Below are 20438 nucleotides of genomic sequence, written 5' to 3'. Positions count from 1 at the left end.
TCACACACTTAGTAAATAGTATATCCTATATTATTCAGGATTGATGATGAAGGACAATGCACTGAAGTATTTATTTTGCTCACCTTTAGTTTGAGTTGGGAAGCCCACTTCAACGCCTACTACGTTAAGGCCGTTAGCACTTACTGCAACAGTTGCTTTACCGTTTTCATCAGCTTTGCTTTCGTTAGTAAGATCATTAATTACGTCTTTAATAAGAGGTGCATTTGCATATGGTTTACCGTCTTTCAAGACTTGGATTTCATATGTATCACCTTTTCTAAGAGTTAATGGGTTAACAGATGGAATGATTTGAATGAAAGCATCTTTATTATTGAAAGGTTTTGCTTCTGCATTCCAGTAGTGAACGTCATATTTAATGGCATGTGTACTTTTTTGAGCGCCTGGTACTTCTGTAATTGGTTTATGAACTGTTTTACCATCTTTGTCTTTTGTCCAATAGCCATAGTCAAAATCAGTTACTGTAATGCCCAATTTATCATTTGGTACAACTACTACATTTTTTTCATGTTTAATAACTTGTACAGGAATTACCATACCATTGTTATCTAAACCAATGATGCTTTTTACCATTTCTGGGCTATATGCATCATCAACAGGGCCTTCGCCAAGTACTAGCGCTTTTTCATCTAAGCGGTTAGCAAAGAATACGCCATGCGCATCAACGGAAGAGCACACACAACCTGCAGCCAAACCTACTGCAAATAAAGAAGCTAAGATTTTCTTATTCATAAGAACCTCCATAATCAATAACTTATTTCAACAAACTTGATATTATTATACAGCGTTACAAATATTTCGTATATACCAATACCCCTATCAGCAAGTTATTATGCGTATTTAGTATATTAACGCATTTTTATACCCATTAATCATAAATGATAAAATTATCATCTATTTTCATGGAGATATAATCCACAGGAATATGTTAGATAACAACTTATAGATTAGATAAAAAAGGCGCCCCCTAAGGAGCGCCTTTATATATCTGTATAAGATATTATTTTTTATTCTTTGCTGCTTTCGCACGTGCGTTGCGATCAAGGATTGTTTTACGCATACGAATACTTTCAGGTGTTACTTCAACAAGTTCGTCATCGTTGATCCACTCAAGAGCTTGTTCCAAGGAGAAGATACGAGGTGGAGTCAAGCGTACCGCTTCATCAGAGGAGCTGGAACGCATGTTGGTAACGTGTTTTTTCTTACATGGATTAACATCCATATCAAGTTCACGTGTATTTTCACCAATAACTTGACCTGCATAAACGTCTTGATTAGGGCCAACGAACAATGTACCACGGTCTTGAACGGAGTTCAAACCGTATGGAGTAGTTTCACCATTTTCGAAGGCTACTAAAGCACCGCGTGTACGGGAAGGAATTTCACCTTTGTATGGTGCATAGCCATGGAATACATGGTTCATAATACCATTACCTTTTGTAGCTGTTAAGAATTGGGCACGGAAACCAATCAAGCCACGAGCTGGAACTACGAATTCCATACGAAGATAACCGGCCAATTCAACCATATTAGTCAATTCAGCTTTACGTTGACCGAGATTTTCCATTACGGTACCCATAAATTCCTGAGGTACATCGATGGTCAATGCTTCGAGAGGTTCACATAATTGGTCGTTAATAGTTTTGAAAATTACGCGAGGTTTACCTACTTGTAATTCGTAGCCTTCACGACGCATAGTTTCAATCAATACTGCCAAATGCAATTCGCCACGACCAGATACTTTGAAAGCATCTGCAGAATCAGTTTCTTCTACTTTCATGGATACGTTAGTTTCTACTTCGCGGAACAAACGATCACGCAAGTGACGGGATGTAACAAATTCACCTTCACGGCCTGCGAATGGAGAGTTATTTACGGAGAATACCATGGACAATGTTGGTTCGTCGATGGAGATGGATGGTAATGCTTCAGGATTTTCAGCATCTGCTACTGTTTCGCCGATGTTGATATCGTCAATACCAGCAAATGCAATGATATCACCCATTTCAGCTTCATCAGTTTCAACACGGTTTAAGCCATTGTATGTGTACACACGACCGATTTTCGCTTTACGAGTACTTTCACCATTCATGATAGCCACTTGTTGGTTGGTTTTCATTTTACCGCGAACGATACGACCTACGGCGATTTTACCGATGAAGTTATCGTAATCAAGTGTAGTTACCATAAATTGAAGAGGACCTTCCATATCACCTTGTGGTGCAGGAATTTCATCAATCAATGTTTTGAATAACGGTTCCATGTTTACAGCTTCATCATCCCAATTAGTTTTGGACACACCTGAACGAGCAGATGCGTATACTACAGGGAAGTCGAGTTGATCATCATCAGCTTCAAGTTCCATGAATAATTCAAGAACTTCATCTTCAACCTCTTTAACGCGTTGGTCAGGACGGTCGATTTTATTGATAACTACGATTGGTTTCAATTTTTGTTCTAAGGCTTTACGCAAAACGTATTTAGTTTGAGGCATTGGACCTTCGTAAGCATCTACGAGAAGCAATACGCCGTCAACCATGTTAAGTACGCGTTCCACTTCGCCGCCGAAGTCAGCATGGCCTGGAGTATCAACGATGTTGATTTTAATACCATCATGCATTACAGCAGTGTTTTTAGACAAAATAGTAATACCGCGTTCACGTTCCAAGTCGTTGGAGTCCATTACGCGTTCTGCTACTTTTTCATTTTCACGGAACACATGGCTTTGTTTTAATAACGCGTCCACCAAAGTAGTTTTACCATGGTCAACGTGGGCGATAATCGCTACATTACGAAGATTTTCGCGAATCATAAGATCCTCCCTTTAATTCTTTCAGTATATTCTATATCACATAGCCTCGATAAAACAGGCTATGCAAGTATATTCCCCAAAATTGGCAACAGTTAATTATAACGCAGTCTATAGAAAAAAGTCAAAACAGTACACCTATTCTAATCATGGCAATTTCAACATTCGATTATACTTTTGACTCATCTTAGGACACAACCTATTTATGCTCTATCGCCCGCTTAGCAGATTTACGCAACAACGGAATTTGTTTATCTGTTAAATGGAAACAGAATTTAGGAATCAACTTTTCTATAATCTCCTTATCAGAGGCTTTCAAAATATATTCTGGCTGTAGTATAAGTTCTAATGCATCAAGCCCAGGATAATCTTTACCTATACTCCAATCATGATTTTTATTAAACGGACAGCAGTCTTGGCAATTATCACAACCTAATATCCACTCTTCCAACATATCCTCTGTCACACCTTCTGGCAATTTACCATCACCAAAGGTATTGATATAAGATACACAGATTAATGGATTCATTGTAAAAGGTGCAGATAGAGACTTCGTTTTACACTTTTGCTGACATAAATCGCAAGTCTCTGGACATGGTGGTATCTCTAGATGACGAATATACTCACAAGGCTGATCAATTAAATAGGCTACCAATTCATAATTAGAGCCTTTAGGTCCATAAAAGAAATTGTTTTTTCTATAAATTCCAAGTCCTGCCGCTACAGAAGCAGGGCGCAAAGGAACAACACCAGTAGGCTTTGCTGTTTCACCACCAATAAATTGGATGTTCTTATCATTGAACCATGTTTCAAAAGATCGCCTTTGTTTGACTTCGACCCCATCAGGGATATTAGCTAACGATAGTAGTAAGCCTTTTGCATATCGCTTTTGAAGCGAAGCAGGAAACTTATACGCTCCAAAATATTCAGTACAAACCACTATAGATTGTGCCCAAGGATAGTTTTCTTTCAATGTTAAAAAGGCATTACTATGTGCATATACCTTTTTACTTTCAGGTACATCTTCTAAACGCTTTATCATTCGTTCTTTATAAAAATCAAGTGCATCAAGAGGTACTATACCACAATCGTCATACCCACATGCTAATGCTTTATCATGAATCTCTTGGGCCAACAATGTATTCATATCATCGCCTCCCAAATATAGACTAACTATATAAATATCATACGCTTATAATGGACATAAAAAAAGATTTCTTATGAATCCATCATCCCTAAAAAGAGTAACGTTACATAAGAAATCTTATATTAGTATTTAGTTGATATTAGTCTTCACCAATCATACGTACTTCGGGCTCAAGGTGTACACCATGTCTATCGTACACACGACGCTGTACTTCTGCAATCAAATCAAGTACGTCCTTTGCACTAGCACTACCTGTATTGATGACAAAGCCTGCATGTTTGTGGGACACTTGCGCATCACCTACAGACAACCCCTTTAGGCCTGTTTGTTCAATCAATGTACCTGCAAAGTATCCTGGTGGACGTTTAAAGGTTGAACCTGCACTGGCATATTCCAAAGGTTGCTTGGATTCACGTTTTTCTGTTAACTCATCCATACGCGCCTTGATGGCATCCTTGTCGCCTGGTTTGAGTGTCATAATAACTTCCCCAATAACCTCATGATTATCGTGGAATACACTATGACGATAAGCAAAGTCCAGGTGAGATGCGTCATACTCTTTAATATTTCCTTGGAAATCCACGGCTCTCACTGCAGTAACTACATGGCTCATTTCCCCGTCATAAGCACCTGCATTCATAAATACGGCACCACCAAGTGTGCCTGGAATACCAATAGCAAATTCAAGACCAGATAAACTATTCTCCCAAGCAAATTCAGAAGCATCTTTTAACATATACCCGGAACCAATGCACAATGTGTTTTCGTTACAGTCCATAATTTGAGTCATATGTCGAACCGATACAACAGCACCGCGGATACCTCCGTCTTTCACCAAAATATTAGATCCACAACCAATAATAGTTACAGGCACATCTAATTCGTGAATGGTACGAAGCGTAAAACTAAGTTCTGCCATCGTAGTAGGTTCAATAAATAAATCCGCAGGTCCTCCAATTTTGAATGTCGTATGATGACAAAGGAGCTCCTGCTCGCGTACACGTGTACTTGGTAATTTTTCTAATAAAGCGGTTTGTAATACCTTAATGTTGTGGTTGTTGTTCGCCATGATCTAACACTTTCATCCCCTCAGTGATTGGTTCGCTAATGATTTTGTAAATATCATTAGAAATCTGGCTCCAACGCATTTGCGCTTGCAAATAAGCAGTCGCTGCAGCATTTTCCTGAATTTGAGGCATCAATTCCTCTTGTTTCTTTTGCAACTCATCTGTTTCTGGAGCACCGGACAACTTAGCATATTCCCATTGCATTTGTTGTGCCATAAATGTGCGAACCAAACCCGTTGCTACTGCATCTGCCTTCACTGCTTCCTGAGCAGCCATTAATTCTTTGTACTCTTCGGATTCACGCATTGCGTGAGCTAAATCATGAGCTTTATCGTAGTTCATAATATCCTCCTCCAAACAACACCGTTAAAATCGCTACCGGTCATATAGATTTGGTAGGTCTCCTAACACATACGTATAATATATTCCTTAATTATAAAAGTCTATTTATTTTGATTGAATCCAATTGCCTTCAGCCTTAAGATCTGGATAATCAAGTTGACGCATACCTTCATAAGCTATGATTGCCACCGCATTAGATAAGTTCAAAGAACGTGCTTCATCTACCATGGGTATACGAATGCATGTATCCTCTTTACCATCTAATAAACTTTCAGGCAACCCTCTTGTTTCAGGTCCAAAGACGAGCATATCACCAATTTCATATTTCACCTCGGAATGAGTATGCTTTGCTTTGGTAGTAGCATAGAAATATCTACGATCAGGATATTTCTCATATAATTCTTGAATATTTTCATGTACCTGTACATCTACCAAGTGCCAGTAATCAAGGCCAGCACGTTTTACATGCTTGTCATCAATAGAAAAGCCAAGGGGTTTGATCAGATGTAAGGTCATATGATTGGCGGCGCATAAACGCGCTATATTTCCTGTATTACCTGGAATTTCAGGCTCATAAAGTACTATTTCCATTTTCAATCCCCTATTCTTTATATCTATATTATTCTACAAAGGAACGGACAAAATGTCCACTTTTCCCGCCTTCTTTTTCTACAAGATATGTAGGACCTATAATCATCCCTTTATCAATGGCTTTACACATATCGTAGACTGTTAAAAGTCCTACTTGAACCGCTGTAAGCGCTTCCATTTCAACACCTGTCTTTCCTGTCGTTTTTACGGTAGCCCGAACCTTAACAGCACGATTATGTGTAGCATCCGTACAGGCAGGACTTTCACCATCAACAAGAGTACAATGCACCTCAACCTTAGTTAACGCCAATGGATGACAAAGGGGAATGAGATTACTCGTCTGTTTCGCCCCCATAATAGCTGCTAATTGAGCCACACTAAGAACATCCCCTTTTTTTATTGTTCCCGCCTCGATGCGCTCATAAATGGCATCATTAATAGCAATAAACCCTTCTGCCACGGCAGTACGAGTTGTAATATCCTTATCTGATACATCTACCATCCAAGCATTTCCATCTTGATCAAAATGTGTTAAATCCATAATATATCCTTACTAATTATGTATAAATTATCACCAATAGTTTTATTTTCATTTATTATATTATACAATAGAATTAAGAATTGTATGTACAAGGAAGGAAGTGTTCCTATGAAAACAAAACTAACTTATTTTGGTCACGCTTGCTTTATGCTCACACGTGGCGATGTATCCATGATTTTCGACCCATTCTTGACCGGTAATACATGGGATATCGCTAAAAGAGAAGACATCAAATGCCAATATATCTTTGTCAGTCATGGTCATGATGATCATTATGGCGACACAGATTTTATTGCCAAAGCAAATGATGCACTCGTTATTTCTACTGCTGAGGTAGCGGGTAAAGCGGCAGCTGCCGGTTGTCGTACACACGCCATGCATTTAGGTGGCAAGTTCGACTTTGAATTCGGTTCTGTTCGAATGGTTCCTGCCTTCCACGGTGCTGGCATTCCTGGAGGTCATGCCGCAGGTTGTCTTGTAGATTTCTATGGCGACATTATTTACTTCGCTGGCGATACTGCACTTTTTAGTGACATGAAATTATTAAATCGCTTTGGTGAAATCGATTACGCACTTCTTCCTATCGGTGATAATTTCACAATGGGCGTTGAAGATGCAGCCCTTGCCGCTTCCTATGTAAGAGCGCGCATCTCCATTCCAATTCACTACAAAACATGGCCTGTTATCGACCGTGAACCAGGTGTATTCACAAGTTTAGTTGAAGGCAAATACAACCAAACAGCTCTCATTATCGATCCAGGATCCTCTATCGAGCTTAATAGCTAATAGAAATTATTTACAAACAAAAGTAGCAGTTATTTAGTGTTTACTAAATAACTGCTACTTTTTATATTTAAATACTAAAAAATATTTTTACAAGAATAGCCCATTAAAGTTTCTTCGATATAATCTTCTTCAATTAAAAGCTGAATTCCATCTAAAATATCTGAAACGGGGAATCTATTGCACTTATCAACAGACCATTTAACAAAACCTTCAATTATTTCACTTTCGGTTGCTCCACGTTGCTCTCGTACAATATATAAAATTGTAGCAACACATTCTATTTGATGTATATCAGCTACCTTATTCATAAAATATATAGATTTATCTAATGCCGGTTTTAACTCGTTACATTTTTTTATAGTTTTTTCACTTATTATTTCAGAATTTATACTATCAAATAACTTTTTAGTAGACTTAATATTATAAAAGTTTTTGTACTCAAGTATATTCCGTGAAATTATACGAATAGAGTCATCATAAGGGCCATTTTTATAAGCATTGAATCTAAAATATGGATTTATTAATTTAGCATCCATAAAGAAAGCAGTTTTTTGAAGAACTAAAGGCTTAAAAATTTTACTATTCAAATTCAATTTTATATATACTAAAATTAATGCAGCTAAGGATACTTTAGGCTTAGATTTTGGAATCACTACAGAAGTCACACCAGGTTCATGAATATAAATATCTACATCAGTTAATGAAGATAATTTCTCTACAATAATAGATTTCACCTCTAACCAATTCAATCCTCCATTACCACTACCCAACGGAGGGATTGCAATAGACTTTAATCTTTTCTCAATAATAATACGTCTTAAATCATCTAAACCTTTAATAATGTACTCTAATTTTGAAGGCGTTCTCCACTTATCTTTTGTGGGAAAATTAATAATTAATTTTTCTAATTCTCTGTAACAATGTAAATGACCAATAGTCAGCTTTCCAGTTTTACATGCCTTAATATAATCAATATTATTCTTAGGATATCTTAATTTAAATTGATAAGCTAACCCTTTGCCCATATAGCCTTCACAATTAACCGTATTTACCAATGCATCTGCTGGAGACAAAAAGATATCATCAGTTACAAAATGAATCATTTCAATTTCTCCTTTCGCCGTTACCATTATTTACGAGCAAATAAACATGGAGTTATGTTTATATCTAACTTGCTAATACTATGACATATTAAAATATTATTCACCGCTCGTTTTACGTCCGAGTTAGGAACAAAAATTATATTTATATCACAAATACTTAGGTCACAATGATTAGATAAACATTCTGCCATTCTAATGCTAGAATTATATCCATCTTGCTGTTTTGTTAGCTCCATTATATCCCAATTAATTCGATCAATCCCCATATCATAATCAAAAATTTCATTTGATTCACACGATAATGGATGTTTCGGTATAATTAAAAATTTTTTATCTCTAGCTATATTTCTGTAAATAGCAAGATAAATAAATATTTTATCATGACTATGCTGAACACAGACATCAAAATCCGTATATGTATGAAAATGAAACGGCACACAATCAGCTATATTTAGAGTATTACGTTTCTCTATTATTTCAGGATCTGCTACATCAATAAATTTTGGACCTAGCTCCGCTAAAGTTTTTCTTGATAACAAACCATTCTCAATAATACTTTCTAAGTTTTCTAAAGCAGTCAAGTGGTAAATACATTTTCGTTTTCTTATAGCTGTCATTATTCTTCTCCCATTACAAATGAATATCAGCTAAAACACCTTACACAACCATAAATTAATTATATCATAAGAAATAACCATTAATAGTTATCATGTAATTATCAAAAAAACGCTATGCTCTAAAACTCTTGGTTTGCCATGGAAAAACCACCGCGGTTAGCCATGCGTACAAATTCATCAATATCTTGAGTTTCATCAATACCAACATAGCCGAGTTCACGAACCAGGCCGTATGGGGTATGCAAAGATAGTTGTGGGTTCTCACCGGTCAACACCCACAGCACCTTATAGCCCCTTGGCGCCTCTCGAAGTCGCTCTTCCCCTTTGCCATCCGTAAAATATACAAGTAAATCTACACGGTTTTGATTAGCCAGAGAGAATACAGGGGTAAAGGCCGTTGCACCACGCACATCGAGGCGAGGTTTTACATCTTTTACAGATTCCATCGTATAGGTGCGGCGCACCTCATTATCACATTCTACAACGGTAATGCGATGGTTGTAGGCATGCACGATTTGTAACACTTGCTCTAAGGCATTCGTAAACTCTACATCAGTTATACTGCCACTCATGTCGAGAGCTACCCATACATTTGCCTTATGTTGGCGCAATGTACCAGACAATTCCAAACGCTCAGGCTGACGACGATTACGACGCATCGTCGTTTTTTTGTATCCACTCGCTACCTTGCCCATCAACTTTTTGAGATAAAAATACCACGGCAAAGCGCGTCGCGTTTTTTGGAATGTATCAATAAGACTTTTCACATAGCCTTCCATATCACCCTTTGAGGCTTCGTTGATATAGCGCTCCGTGATTTGGTCCATCGTATCTATATCAATAGAATCAGATTCATCCCAAATATCATGGCTAGTTTGAGGGTCAAACTCCATAGCAACCGCTGTATCTGCATTATCGATGGGCACAAAGAGATCTGGTTTTTCTTTCATGACCTTATCAATAGCCTTCGCATAGTATTCAATGGTACGAAAACGCTTTAATAACAAACCAAAGCGCGCATTTACATTGGCTACCGTTACTGCATCACGGTCTACATGTTCAAGGTAATCATTTACGACCATGTCCATAGCCATATGGACTGCTGTTTTGTGAAAGCCTTGGCTCAGTGCTTTTACCCGCATCAAATGAGCAGAAATGATATGAAGAACTTCACGCTTAATACCATCCTTCATCACATCAGGTGATTGGCGTAACAAGATAAAGGGATTTACATATAATACATATCCGCCCTGTTTAAGATTAATACCAAAAGCACTGGCCATATCAAAGCGAATGCGATGAGTCATTTGTAAGTAAAAGTAACCAAAGAATTGGTCCTCTTCAAGGAGCAAACTGTTTACATCATGCAATATGTTCCACAACCGTTGCTCATAGGCAGGTGTCATTATCGCTTGCTGCATAACGGAAAGGTCTGTCCCCTCCACTTGTACGTCTTCAAGAGCACGACCGATAGTACCTATATGGCTATCCGACATATTATGGTTCATAAGATCAGCCGCTATACGTTCAGGCGCCATGCTATGATGTTGTTCTTCATAGCTATCTACATAGGCCTCATAGGATGCGTATATTTGCGTATACAAAGCCTCTGCTTCGCGATGTATGCGCTCTCGTTTCGCATGCCATCGATCAAGAGCCTCGATAGCTTCCGCATCATAAGAACCCGTCTTTTCCCAACCATCGATATGAGTCAGCAAATCCGAAGCATCACGTATATCATCCTTATCTAAGTTTCGTTGCATATTTACACCCCCTTTTCTTTAGAAAACAAATTTAATATATGTCACATGCTATATATCAATTAACCTCATAACTAATAATTTACTACAGTTGATTATCTATATAGATAGCTTCGATTTGGTTAACTACGCACATAAAATTATTTTTGCGCGTCAAAGAAAGTATCTACAAAAAGGTCATTTTCAATAGCATAAGCGTAAACGCGCTCATACGTGTTACGAAGATCTTTCATAACCGCTACGCGCAAATCGCCTGGATACAAGGTTAAAAACTCCACAAAATGATGTACTTCCTGCGCATTGCTATTGCGATTTAAACGATGCAACATATTTTTTGCTGCTACATAAAGGCGAGTTGGGCTTTCACCTTTAACCTGCTCAGCCATAGACATAATAGCACCTGGTTTTTGAACCGCTGCCAATACATCATCAAAGGTAATAAGAGGTTCTTGATCGGACTCGATAAAGTTTACAAAAGCCTCCGCAATGAGTTTACCTACGTTACCACGAATAACATTCATAAATACGTCGCGACTATAACTTGTGCCCTCTTGATTCTTATAAATTCTATATAGACCGGACACGCGTTCAAAGGAACGAGGTGTGGCATCGATATCGTCTTCGTGACGTTGATTTAAATATTCTGGATAGGAAGAAATAAATTCAATAACCTTTTCTTCAATACCAGCACCAATAGCCCAGTCAATCCATTGCATATAATCAGCATTCATATAAAGCCATACAAAACGGTTTTGCTGTGCCGGGTCCATGTCAATCGTTTGGTAATCAAAGGAATCCTCAGGGTTCATAGCGGCGATGATGCGCACTTGATCACTTAAAGAAAAGCCATTAATTTCACGGTTTAGAATAAGGTTCATCAATTCTTGTTGAACTGCATGTTCTGCGCGGTTAATTTCGTCGATAAACAGTAATACTTGGCGCCCTTTATCTACGGCTTGTGCCACATGTTCCAATGTATGATGCACAGCGTATACTGTAGTTTTCACATCCCGTGTATTGCCATGACCATCCGTATGAGTCACCGTTTCTACTGTAGGCAAGCCACCAATTTCACCTTCTTTTAAAAGGTTTCCGTCAATAGTTACTAATTCCCAATTATGTACCTCTGCAACGCGCGCTGCGAGAGAGGTTTTACCTATACCCGTCTCACCGACGAGCAAGGGTACTTGATTAGCAGCAAGCACTAACTCAACGCTTGCCATTGTATCTATAAAGTTCATTGTATCTCCGTTCTAATATCTCAAATATTCGCCTACTGCAATTTTCTTAACAGTTCTAGTACCATACCTATCAATAAGTGACAATATATCAATAGGCCATTTGGATTGACGTCCACCGATAGCTTTATTGTTGATTAACTCGCGTACATAGTCTTCATCAACGGTATCGCTAGAAATGGCATCTAGAATTATATCTTTGATTTCGTCTACCGTAACGCCCAATGTATTAGGTATATAACCGACGATAGCCGCACTTACCTTAAATAAATGCAAGGCCAAGTTCTTAGTGAGGTTTGTAATCTGACGCATTGCCTGTGGATCTTGCTTTACTGCTGCTTCTAGTACAGCTACGCTAGGCTCATCAATGTAGCGCAAGGCTAAGTAACTCTCTTGCACGGCTTGTAACTGCACAGCTTCGCTTGGAGCATTGATATATTGTAAGGCATCATAATTCGCCTTCACCGCCTCTAATTGCAATTCTTCAGATGGGTTCGCAATATAGCGAATAGCCCAACCTGATTGAGCTAACGCACTTTTTATTAATGTATCAGACGGATTGTCGATATATTCTAAAACCGCCCAATCTTTTTCCACTAAGGCTTTTAACAATTCTTCTGTAGGATTTTCAACGAATTGTATAGCTCGTGGTGCTTGTGAAAGCGCCGTTTCAATAACCTTTTGAGTAGGTTCTTTAATATATTGTAACAACATGCCGTTTTGTCCCACACATGTAAGTTGCATAGCTTCTGTAGGATTTGGAATATTTCGAATCCCATGTGGGTTATTGGTCAGCGCCGTTATATATTGTTCCTCTGTCATAATAACCTTCATTTCTATATTAAAAGGCCATACGAATACGTATGGCCTATACTGAATTCTATCTTATTATATCATATTTTTTCGATATATTTATATCTCTTTCGTATACTTACTACACTGTTAATGCATCTAAATCAGAATTATTTCCTATAATTAATAGTTTATCCTCCGCCGAAAGAATCGTAAACGGATTAGGAGGGACTTCTAAATCCTCCCCACGCCTGATGCCTACAGCATTAAGATTATATTTCTCACGCAGATTAGAATCTTTTAAGCAGGTGCCTACCAAAAATTTAGGCATATCTACTTCAATAAGGCTAATGCTTTTAGATAGCTGTAAGTAATCCATTACATGTTCTCGTGTCAACGATTGAGCTAACCGTTGTGCCACATCATATTCTGGATAGATGACCATATCTACCCCCATCTTCTTGAGCATCTTACCTTGGAGTGCATTTTCAGCTTTCGAAACCACATGAGGCATATTCATTTCTTTCAACAACATCGAAGTCATGAGATTAGCCTGGATATTATCACCAATGGCAACAATAACTATATCAAATTGGCTCAAAGCTAAGGCTTTAATAGCCTCTTCATCAGTAGTATCTGCTACAATAGCATGTGTTACATAAGGGGAAACCTTTTGTACAATTTCTGGATTAATATCTACACCTAAAACCTCATGATTCATAGAGGCTAACATCTTGGCTATAGTCGTACCAAATTGACCAAGACCAATGACGGCAATTGTTTTATATTTCATGCTATATCTCCTGATAGACTAACTATTCTACTCAATTACATCAATACATTCTCTTCTGCATACCCAATTGGCTTCGTTGGTGAAGTCCTAAGAGCCCATGTACCAATAACGGTCATAACACCGACACGACCTGTAAACATAACAAGCATCAGCACCCATTTACTGCTTTCAGATAAATCAGACGTAATTCCCGTCGTAAGGCCTACAGTCCCAAAGGCGGACGTAACCTCAAATAACAATCGAATAAAATCATAAGGCTCATCCCAAGCTAGATAACATGTGGCTATTAAAATAAGAAGAAGCGATAAAAATATAATCCCGTTGGCTTTAAGCACTGTTACTAATGAAATACGACGTTCAAAAATCTCTGTATCTGGACGGTTATTAAACAAGGTACGCGATGCAAGTATGGTTACTGCTACGGTACTAATTTTAACCCCTCCACCGGTAGAGTTCGGACCCGCACCAATAAACATGAGAATAATGGTAACAAACAAGGTAATTGGATGTAATGCATTATAATCAACCGTTGCAATCCCAGCTGTACGCGGCGTAATCGCTTGAAATAAAGAGGCCATTATTTTATTCCAAATCGGTAATGACCCAAAGGTTTTTGGATTTGACCATTCCACACCTAAAAAAATGATAGTTCCTAATAGGATAAGAATCGCTGTGCCTACTAACATAATCTTAGTGTGAAGTTTTAAGTCAACAAATCGTCGCACCTTACGGTGTGACCATATGTCAAAGGCCGCTAAATAGCCAAAACCACCGATAACAATTAGTACTGCTGTATTGATATTAAATAATATGTCCCCTACCATGGCATAAGGTAGATCATTATCAAAAAATACAAATCCAGCGTTACAAAAGGTGGAAACAGCTTGCATGATACCGGTATACAATGCAGCCTGTCCAATATAGGGATATAGCTGAATCGTATAGATTATGCCTCCCACAATTTCAATAGCAAAGGTATAAAGCGTTAACTTTTTCGTAATATGTAATAAACCAGTCATACCCTCCTGTCCGACATCCTCGGACAAAAGCATACGATTTTTAAGGCCTACTCGTTTACCTAGAAGCAAAGCAATTATGGTCGTGAAAGATACAATTCCTAACCCACCTAACTGAATAAGGATAACCATTACAATCTGGCCAAATAAAGACCAATGATAATAAGTATCTACAGTGGTCAGCCCTGTTACCGAAACACAAGATACGGCGGTAAAAGCGGCATCTACAAGAGCCGTCGTTTGCCCCTGAGCACTCGCCATCGGTAACATAAGCAATATTGTACCTATAATCATGACGCCTAGAAAGCTAAACGCTAATAATCGATAGGGATTTTGTTGCATGTACCGTTGTACATGAGAATGGGAAATATCGTGCCACATACTGATTTACTCCAATCCCATTAACTTATATACAACTTGTAAACTTGGTAAAGCGCTACGACCACCAATCCCTTGCGTATTTAAAGCTGCTACAGCGGACGCAAAAATAGCAGCTTTTTCTAAATCAGAATGCCCACAATGTTGTAATAAATCTATAGCATATGTAGAGGTCTTTAACCCTTCTACTGGGGCTAACTCTCTCAATAATGTAACAAGCTTTGAAAGAAATGCACCATGAAAACTATCTCCGGCCCCCGTTGTATCAACTACATATTCTTGAGGGAATGCCTGACAACGATAGAAAGTTCCATCAGGCCATACGAAATAACTACCATTAGCGCCATCCGTAACCCCCGCAATAAGAGCACCACGGTCATGAATGATACGACAAGCTTCTTCTAAATTAGTAGTGCCCGTATATTTTTCAGCATAATCACGAGCAACAATAGCAATATGACTTGACCCTGTAATAGATTTCATCTCTTCATCGTAGCGCTGTGCACCTCCATCGAGGGAGATAATAGTACCTGCCTCTTGTGCTAACGCCATGGCAGAACACATGAATTGTCGATGCCGTCCGTTAACATGTAAAATGAAAGCTTCTTTAATTAATTGCTTATGAGTGTCTAAAAATACTGGCTCTGGCGCAGTAGAGCGTTCAAAAAATACGGCACGCTCGCCAGTGCTATGCTTTACTAGGATTGTAGCAACGCCACTCTTTTCCCCCTTTTCAATGTGGATAGCATCAGTATTAACATTATATTTTTTGAAATCATCTAAAATATGACGCCCCACCATATCGTCACCGATACTGTCAATCATGGCCGTACGTGCACCATATTTACCTGCGACGGCTAATGCTGTAGCTACAGGTCCTCCACCATCAGTGGTAGAAGATACAACTTGTTGTACCTCACGTCCCGTTGGGTAATGATCCACAACGATGAAGCGGTCTAATGTGCTAGCCCCAATACCTAATATATCTATTTCTTTTTGAGGACATGTACTCATACTAACCTCCTAAGCCTTTTATCAGCTATACAAGCAATATCACTTCACATCTTATAGATTTACTATCTCACTTATTGTTTTATGATTTTAGTAGCAATTAGATTTTTATTGTCCTTATAGACTTATAAATCTATTCTTATAAATCTATTCCTATACATCTATTGCTATACTTTTTAAAGTCATTTAAGTCTTATACCTACAGAATACCTTTCGCTCTATAAAAAGTAAACCCCAGACTACAGTCTGGGGCTACTTTGTACTACAGAGAGCACGTATATGTCACGTAATATGTCTTGTATATTATATGTTGGTTATTGGAAGAGGTTGTTAGAATTAAGGTGTAACATAACAGTTTAAGACATCATACGTTCCATCATATATTCAATCTCATCAGCACTTAAATTGTACATAGCTTGTACCATTCGTTCTGCTGCTTCGCCAGAAGCACCGCTCTTAGCAATTTCAGCTTTAGCCTTAGCAATGAGAGCATCTTTACGTTGTGCTTCGGAATCTTCGTCAGTTGGTACAGAGATATTGGCTTTACCCTGGCCGATGCCACGTACCTCTTGGTTAGGATTTTCTTTAGAAGTTGTTTTTGTATCTTGTGCTGCTACTGCTTCTATAGCGAAGGAATTCTTACCAGTCATGATATATTCAACAGCTTCTAATGTACTTTGCGTAAGATTTACAGTCCAGAATTCGCCTGCATCAGTCAATTTATAAAGCAAACCATTATAGGCAACAAGACCTCGTTTTTCCCATAATTTATAGAGCCAGTTCAATTCATCTAATCTGGAATCCATTTTTACTAAGCTCATAATATTGAGGAATCCTTGTTCTAATTGACTTACTACTCGGTTGACGATAGGTTGTAAATCACTTTGTTTCATAAGGGCCATAAATGGTTTTTCACCGCGGGTAACCATATCTTCGTATGGTTTTAATGCACGATGTAACATCATGCCATAACCATCGACGTTACCACCTGCACCACTACCAAATGGGAACATTGGGACGCCCGATTTAGCTAAAGTGTTATATAAGCTACGCTCACGATTATTAGCACTCCAATGTGCAGCACTCAATCGGCGATAAGATCGCGCATCTAGGTATTGTCGACCGAATTCAAACATATCTCCTTGCATCGCTGTTGTGGCTGCAGCTGGAACTTTACCGTTTGTAATGTCTTTATTGAGATCACTACCATCAAATACATTTAATTGATATAGGTCTGCACCATCAACACCAGAGCTTACTAAATCAGCTAAATCTTGTTCCCACACCTCCATAGTTTGACCAGGCAAGCCATAGATTAAGTCAATAACGACAGAGCATTGACCATAAGCTTTCAAAGCAGCTAGTCGTTCTAATACGGTTTCTTTCGTATCTAAACGGCCTACCATTTGACGCACTTCTGTGTTAAAAGATTGTACGCCGATGGACATACGGTTGACGCCGTTTGCCATCCAAACTTCAAGATTTTCAGGGATCAAATCGTGAATACGACCTTCTAAGGTAAGCTCATAATCGTTTGCCAATGGCAAGTACGCTTTAATCGCTTTAAGCAGTCTTTCAGAGTTTGTAGGAGATAAAGATGTTGGTGTACCACCGCCGATAAACAAGGCATGGATTAAGCCATCTTTTAATCTCGGACGCTCACTAGCGAGCTTTAATTCACTGATAAGACCATCAATATATTGGTCTTCAACACTTTGACTCGTACCGTTTTGGAAAAATCCACAATATGTGCATTTTGTCTTACAAAACGGAATATGAATGTAAGCGCATTGCATTTCGCCCTTTTTAGGAGCCCCATTCATTAATGCATCCCAAACGGCTTGCGTTTCTTTTGGAGAAACAAGCGTACCATTAAGACCTGCATGAACAACACGTTTATGAGGAAATGCACCACTCATCGGATTATCGCATTCTAAACCTAGTTGTAGGTTTCGCTGCTTCTCCGGAATGGACTCAAAGAAACTTGCTAAACTCATACTCCAATCCCCTTTCAGAAATTAGGCTTGCAACTTTGCAAGTACAGATTTTGTGAATTCTTTTGCATTTGCAAAGTCTTGTTCGTCTGGATGAGTTTCAGCCGCTTTATGTAACGCATCGCGTTCTGGGCTTTGACCATGTGCGGATCCAGGTGGGAACATTTTATACATCATTTCGATTACTTTAGGATCGATTTTACCTTGGCATACAAACCCATCTACAAGGGATTCTTTGTTTTGCAACAATGTAGATGCTTTATCGATACTTTCACGAGCGTGATCAGAATCAGCATACATACCTAACGTAGCAAAGAATACGATGTTAGGATTTGTCATAGTTTCAATCAACTTAGCCGCTTCTTTATTCGCTGTACCTCGATCCACCCAGAAACCTACGAATACTGTATCATAATCAGCTAAATTTTCAGGTGCATCTTTTACAGAAACGCAAGGTGTTCCCTCAGGCATAACGGAAGCCATTGCTTCCGCTACACTTTTAGTATTTCCCGTAAGGGAAGAATATAAAATAATAGATTTCATATTTATCTCCTTTATTACTTAGATATATTTATTCTTCTTCATCTTCGCCATCGGCCTGTACTACAAAGTGTACAGGAACTTCTACTGGTTGTATATCCCCTGTTTCATTTGGATACGGAGTCGCTCGTCGCACTGCATCAAGAGCCGCTTCTACAAATATCTCATCGCCACCACTAGTTGGATATACGTCTATTAAATTACCATTAGTATCTAATTTAGCCATTACATTAATTGTAACATCTACGTTCATTTTACGTTTAATAGCCGCATAAGGAATTTGTTTTTGGCTATCTACGGCTGCATAAAAGCCCTCTACATTGAACGCGGCTTTACCTGTACCGTGACCATCACCTTCACCGGTACCATCACCTGTACCAGTACCATGGCCTCTACCATCACCAATTCCAGTGCCTTCACCAGTACCATGACCACCGCCAGAACCACCACCTGATCCAGGGCCTGTGCCACCAAAAGCGGAATTATCACCGGATGTATTGCCTTTATTTTCACTTGCTTTAGCTGCCACATCTACTGCATCAGGGATATCTGTTGCTGTAGATGGTTCAACATTTGCTACAACAGCCTTTGTTCTTGCCGCTACTTCATCTGCTGACAATGGTTTTGGGAACAGATCTGCTCTGTTACCTCCGCCACCACCAGCATGTCCACTGCCACCATCATCGAGCACACTTTGTGTGAGGTCGATTTCATAGGTATCCATTTCTTGAATGGCTGGAACCACTACAAAAAAGATTACAGCAATAAAGAGAGCAATAAGATGAACTACGGCGGATATAATGGCTGCTTTTTTCCATGATATGCCTAGTCCCATAGTTATCCTTTCTGTTCAGCTGCAATAGCTAAGCGTTTAACGCCAGATTGTTTTAACATGTCCATAATCGCTACTACTTGACCATGAGCCGCTCGTTTATCGGCTTGTAAGATAACACTAGCATTAGGGTTTTCTTGGATACGTTGTTTTACCATTGCCTCAGCATCGTCAATGCTCATTGGCTTGTTATCAATCGTAATATGACCCTCCGCATCTAATGTTAAAACCACTGGTAATTGAGCTGGTGCAGAAGCACTAGTAGCCTGTGGTAATTGTACAGACAAGGCTTTTTGAGCCACTGTTTGCAAGCTGTTCATCATGAAGAATACCAACAAGAAGAAAATGATATCAATCATTGGAATGATCATGAATTCCGGCTTAGTTTTCATACGAAAGCTTTGCAAGTTCATAACTATTTCCACCCTTCTCGTTTAGCTGTAACTATATTTACACACATATTTTCAATTTGGTTAATAATGGAGTCCAAACGATGACTAAAAATTGTGTAAACGATAAATGCCATTATGGCCACACATAAGCCAGATGCTGTCGCGATAAGCGCCTCACCTACACCACCAGTAATGGCAGATGCACCCGCACCGGAGTCAAGGATACTGAAAGAGCCAATCATACCTGTTACTGTACCAAGCAAGCCCAATAATGGAGAAATTGTAACTGTTGCACTTAAGTAGTCCATATATTTTCGGAAACCAACTGCATCAACCCCCATTTGATCAGCAAAAGCGGTCTTCATTGCTTCTTCGCTAGAATCATTTTTTAAACCTGCTTCCGCAATACGACTTGCAATAGAAGGGTTCTCTTTAATTACTTTATCAATTTCATCCCAACGTTGTAATTTTGCGAATTCATTTACGGCATGAGTTACAACAAATGTTTTACCTGCATACTTACGATAGAAGAAAGCACGTTCTGCAGCTATAGCGATAACCATGAAAGACAAGAGTAACAATGGATACATTACATACCCGCCACTATGAAATAAGTGAATGACATAATTTAAATTTTCCATATTAGTAACCTTTCTGCCTGTTTACAGACT

The 20438-nt window shown here is 38.7% G+C and carries 21 protein-coding genes; 1 reads left to right on the top strand and 20 read right to left on the bottom strand.

All coding sequences use genetic code 11. The features are described from left to right. Positions 1-30 precede the first annotated feature (30 nt). The 7 genes from FNLLGLLA_RS02875 to moaC all read right to left on the bottom strand — a co-directional run bounded on the left by FNLLGLLA_RS02875 (position 31) and on the right by moaC (position 6515). Positions 31-750, bottom strand: a complete 720-nt coding sequence (locus FNLLGLLA_RS02875) for a DUF4198 domain-containing protein (RefSeq protein WP_156697005.1) — start codon at positions 748-750, stop codon at positions 31-33. A gap of 268 nt (positions 751-1018) precedes the next feature. After that, on the bottom strand, positions 1019-2830 hold the full coding sequence (gene typA / locus FNLLGLLA_RS02870) for a translational GTPase TypA (protein WP_004696644.1): 1812 nt from the start codon (positions 2828-2830) through the stop codon (positions 1019-1021). A 196-nt stretch (positions 2831-3026) separates the two neighbouring features. Beyond that, positions 3027-3974: an epoxyqueuosine reductase gene (locus tag FNLLGLLA_RS02865; RefSeq protein WP_156697006.1), complete on the bottom strand. Its 948-nt coding sequence runs from the start codon at positions 3972-3974 to the stop codon at positions 3027-3029. A gap of 139 nt (positions 3975-4113) precedes the next feature. Further along, positions 4114-5043, bottom strand: coding sequence for a UDP-N-acetylmuramate dehydrogenase (murB, locus tag FNLLGLLA_RS02860; protein WP_155086008.1), 930 nt, complete (start codon positions 5041-5043; stop codon positions 4114-4116). Next, positions 5018-5383: a YlbF/YmcA family competence regulator gene (locus tag FNLLGLLA_RS02855; RefSeq protein ID WP_156697007.1), complete on the bottom strand. Its 366-nt coding sequence runs from the start codon at positions 5381-5383 to the stop codon at positions 5018-5020. The genes murB and FNLLGLLA_RS02855 overlap by 26 nt, the downstream gene beginning before the upstream one ends. 105 nt (positions 5384-5488) lie before the next feature. Then, on the bottom strand, positions 5489-5974 hold the full coding sequence (gene trmL, locus FNLLGLLA_RS02850; protein WP_004696651.1) for a tRNA (uridine(34)/cytosine(34)/5-carboxymethylaminomethyluridine(34)-2'-O)-methyltransferase TrmL: 486 nt from the start codon (positions 5972-5974) through the stop codon (positions 5489-5491). A 28-nt stretch (positions 5975-6002) separates the two neighbouring features. Beyond that, on the bottom strand, positions 6003-6515 hold the full coding sequence (gene moaC, locus FNLLGLLA_RS02845) for a cyclic pyranopterin monophosphate synthase MoaC (RefSeq protein WP_004696653.1): 513 nt from the start codon (positions 6513-6515) through the stop codon (positions 6003-6005). A 108-nt stretch (positions 6516-6623) separates the two neighbouring features. On the opposite strand from moaC, the gene FNLLGLLA_RS02840 reads away from it, so the two are divergent. Next, entirely contained in the window at positions 6624-7301 is a 678-nt protein-coding gene (locus FNLLGLLA_RS02840; RefSeq protein ID WP_156697008.1) for a metal-dependent hydrolase, read from the top strand. A 74-nt stretch (positions 7302-7375) separates the two neighbouring features. On the opposite strand, the gene FNLLGLLA_RS02835 is transcribed toward FNLLGLLA_RS02840, so the two are convergent. The 13 genes from FNLLGLLA_RS02835 to FNLLGLLA_RS02775 form a co-directional block, all read right to left on the bottom strand. After that, positions 7376-8404, bottom strand: a complete 1029-nt coding sequence (locus tag FNLLGLLA_RS02835; protein WP_156697009.1) for a macro domain-containing protein — start codon at positions 8402-8404, stop codon at positions 7376-7378. Between the two features lie 26 nt (positions 8405-8430). After that, positions 8431-9021 (bottom strand): DarT ssDNA thymidine ADP-ribosyltransferase family protein, encoded by a 591-nt coding sequence (locus FNLLGLLA_RS02830; protein WP_156697010.1) that lies wholly within the window; start codon positions 9019-9021, stop codon positions 8431-8433. Positions 9022-9140: 119 nt separating this feature from the next. Beyond that, entirely contained in the window at positions 9141-10784 is a 1644-nt protein-coding gene (locus tag FNLLGLLA_RS02825; protein ID WP_156697011.1) for a vWA domain-containing protein, read from the bottom strand. A gap of 137 nt (positions 10785-10921) precedes the next feature. Next, a complete protein-coding gene (locus FNLLGLLA_RS02820; RefSeq protein ID WP_008601565.1) occupies positions 10922-12022 on the bottom strand; it encodes an AAA family ATPase in 1101 nt (366 codons plus the stop codon). Positions 12023-12034: 12 nt separating this feature from the next. After that, positions 12035-12841: a hypothetical protein gene (locus FNLLGLLA_RS02815; protein WP_008601567.1), complete on the bottom strand. Its 807-nt coding sequence runs from the start codon at positions 12839-12841 to the stop codon at positions 12035-12037. A 112-nt stretch (positions 12842-12953) separates the two neighbouring features. After that, positions 12954-13604, bottom strand: coding sequence for a potassium channel family protein (locus FNLLGLLA_RS02810; protein ID WP_004698681.1), 651 nt, complete (start codon positions 13602-13604; stop codon positions 12954-12956). A 35-nt stretch (positions 13605-13639) separates the two neighbouring features. After that, positions 13640-15001: a TrkH family potassium uptake protein gene (locus tag FNLLGLLA_RS02805; RefSeq protein WP_156697012.1), complete on the bottom strand. Its 1362-nt coding sequence runs from the start codon at positions 14999-15001 to the stop codon at positions 13640-13642. A gap of 6 nt (positions 15002-15007) precedes the next feature. Then, a complete protein-coding gene (locus tag FNLLGLLA_RS02800; protein ID WP_156697013.1) occupies positions 15008-16012 on the bottom strand; it encodes a carbohydrate kinase family protein in 1005 nt (334 codons plus the stop codon). 353 nt (positions 16013-16365) lie between these two features. After that, the gene (gene hutW, locus FNLLGLLA_RS02795) at positions 16366-18006 is read right to left on the bottom strand and encodes a heme anaerobic degradation radical SAM methyltransferase ChuW/HutW (protein ID WP_156697014.1); all 1641 of its coding nucleotides are present in this window, start codon (positions 18004-18006) and stop codon (positions 16366-16368) included. 21 nt (positions 18007-18027) lie between these two features. Continuing rightward, on the bottom strand, positions 18028-18546 hold the full coding sequence (locus FNLLGLLA_RS02790; protein ID WP_156697015.1) for a flavodoxin family protein: 519 nt from the start codon (positions 18544-18546) through the stop codon (positions 18028-18030). A 28-nt stretch (positions 18547-18574) separates the two neighbouring features. Further along, positions 18575-19378: an energy transducer TonB gene (locus FNLLGLLA_RS02785; RefSeq protein WP_156697016.1), complete on the bottom strand. Its 804-nt coding sequence runs from the start codon at positions 19376-19378 to the stop codon at positions 18575-18577. A gap of 2 nt (positions 19379-19380) precedes the next feature. Next, complete coding sequence (locus FNLLGLLA_RS02780) at positions 19381-19788, bottom strand: ExbD/TolR family protein (RefSeq protein WP_004698605.1); 408 nt, start codon at positions 19786-19788, stop codon at positions 19381-19383. A 2-nt stretch (positions 19789-19790) separates the two neighbouring features. Then, positions 19791-20408 carry a MotA/TolQ/ExbB proton channel family protein gene (locus FNLLGLLA_RS02775; protein WP_004696674.1) on the bottom strand — a complete coding sequence of 206 codons (618 nt, stop codon included), beginning with the start codon at positions 20406-20408 and terminating at the stop codon, positions 19791-19793. Between the last annotated feature and the right edge of the window lie 30 nt (positions 20409-20438).

This window comes from Veillonella parvula, from assembly GCF_902810435.1.
GTDB lineage: Bacteria > Bacillota > Negativicutes > Veillonellales > Veillonellaceae > Veillonella.
Note: the sequence above shows the minus strand (reverse complement) of the source record. Positions and strands in the feature narration are given on the sequence as shown.

Coding starts and splice junctions, on each gene's coding strand:
- FNLLGLLA_RS02875 (WP_156697005.1), bottom strand. CDS start 750: ATGAATAAGAAAATCTTAGCTTCTTTATTTGCAGTAGGTTTGGCTGCA.
- typA (WP_004696644.1), bottom strand. CDS start 2,830: ATGATTCGCGAAAATCTTCGTAATGTAGCGATTATCGCCCACGTTGAC.
- FNLLGLLA_RS02865 (WP_156697006.1), bottom strand. CDS start 3,974: ATGAATACATTGTTGGCCCAAGAGATTCATGATAAAGCATTAGCATGT.
- murB (WP_155086008.1), bottom strand. CDS start 5,043: ATGGCGAACAACAACCACAACATTAAGGTATTACAAACCGCTTTATTA.
- FNLLGLLA_RS02855 (WP_156697007.1), bottom strand. CDS start 5,383: ATGAACTACGATAAAGCTCATGATTTAGCTCACGCAATGCGTGAATCC.
- trmL (WP_004696651.1), bottom strand. CDS start 5,974: ATGGAAATAGTACTTTATGAGCCTGAAATTCCAGGTAATACAGGAAAT.
- moaC (WP_004696653.1), bottom strand. CDS start 6,515: ATGGATTTAACACATTTTGATCAAGATGGAAATGCTTGGATGGTAGAT.
- FNLLGLLA_RS02840 (WP_156697008.1), top strand. CDS start 6,624: ATGAAAACAAAACTAACTTATTTTGGTCACGCTTGCTTTATGCTCACA.
- FNLLGLLA_RS02835 (WP_156697009.1), bottom strand. CDS start 8,404: ATGATTCATTTTGTAACTGATGATATCTTTTTGTCTCCAGCAGATGCA.
- FNLLGLLA_RS02830 (WP_156697010.1), bottom strand. CDS start 9,021: ATGACAGCTATAAGAAAACGAAAATGTATTTACCACTTGACTGCTTTA.
- FNLLGLLA_RS02825 (WP_156697011.1), bottom strand. CDS start 10,784: ATGCAACGAAACTTAGATAAGGATGATATACGTGATGCTTCGGATTTG.
- FNLLGLLA_RS02820 (WP_008601565.1), bottom strand. CDS start 12,022: ATGAACTTTATAGATACAATGGCAAGCGTTGAGTTAGTGCTTGCTGCT.
- FNLLGLLA_RS02815 (WP_008601567.1), bottom strand. CDS start 12,841: ATGACAGAGGAACAATATATAACGGCGCTGACCAATAACCCACATGGG.
- FNLLGLLA_RS02810 (WP_004698681.1), bottom strand. CDS start 13,604: ATGAAATATAAAACAATTGCCGTCATTGGTCTTGGTCAATTTGGTACG.
- FNLLGLLA_RS02805 (WP_156697012.1), bottom strand. CDS start 15,001: ATGTGGCACGATATTTCCCATTCTCATGTACAACGGTACATGCAACAA.
- FNLLGLLA_RS02800 (WP_156697013.1), bottom strand. CDS start 16,012: ATGAGTACATGTCCTCAAAAAGAAATAGATATATTAGGTATTGGGGCT.
- hutW (WP_156697014.1), bottom strand. CDS start 18,006: ATGAGTTTAGCAAGTTTCTTTGAGTCCATTCCGGAGAAGCAGCGAAAC.
- FNLLGLLA_RS02790 (WP_156697015.1), bottom strand. CDS start 18,546: ATGAAATCTATTATTTTATATTCTTCCCTTACGGGAAATACTAAAAGT.
- FNLLGLLA_RS02785 (WP_156697016.1), bottom strand. CDS start 19,378: ATGGGACTAGGCATATCATGGAAAAAAGCAGCCATTATATCCGCCGTA.
- FNLLGLLA_RS02780 (WP_004698605.1), bottom strand. CDS start 19,788: ATGAACTTGCAAAGCTTTCGTATGAAAACTAAGCCGGAATTCATGATC.
- FNLLGLLA_RS02775 (WP_004696674.1), bottom strand. CDS start 20,408: ATGGAAAATTTAAATTATGTCATTCACTTATTTCATAGTGGCGGGTAT.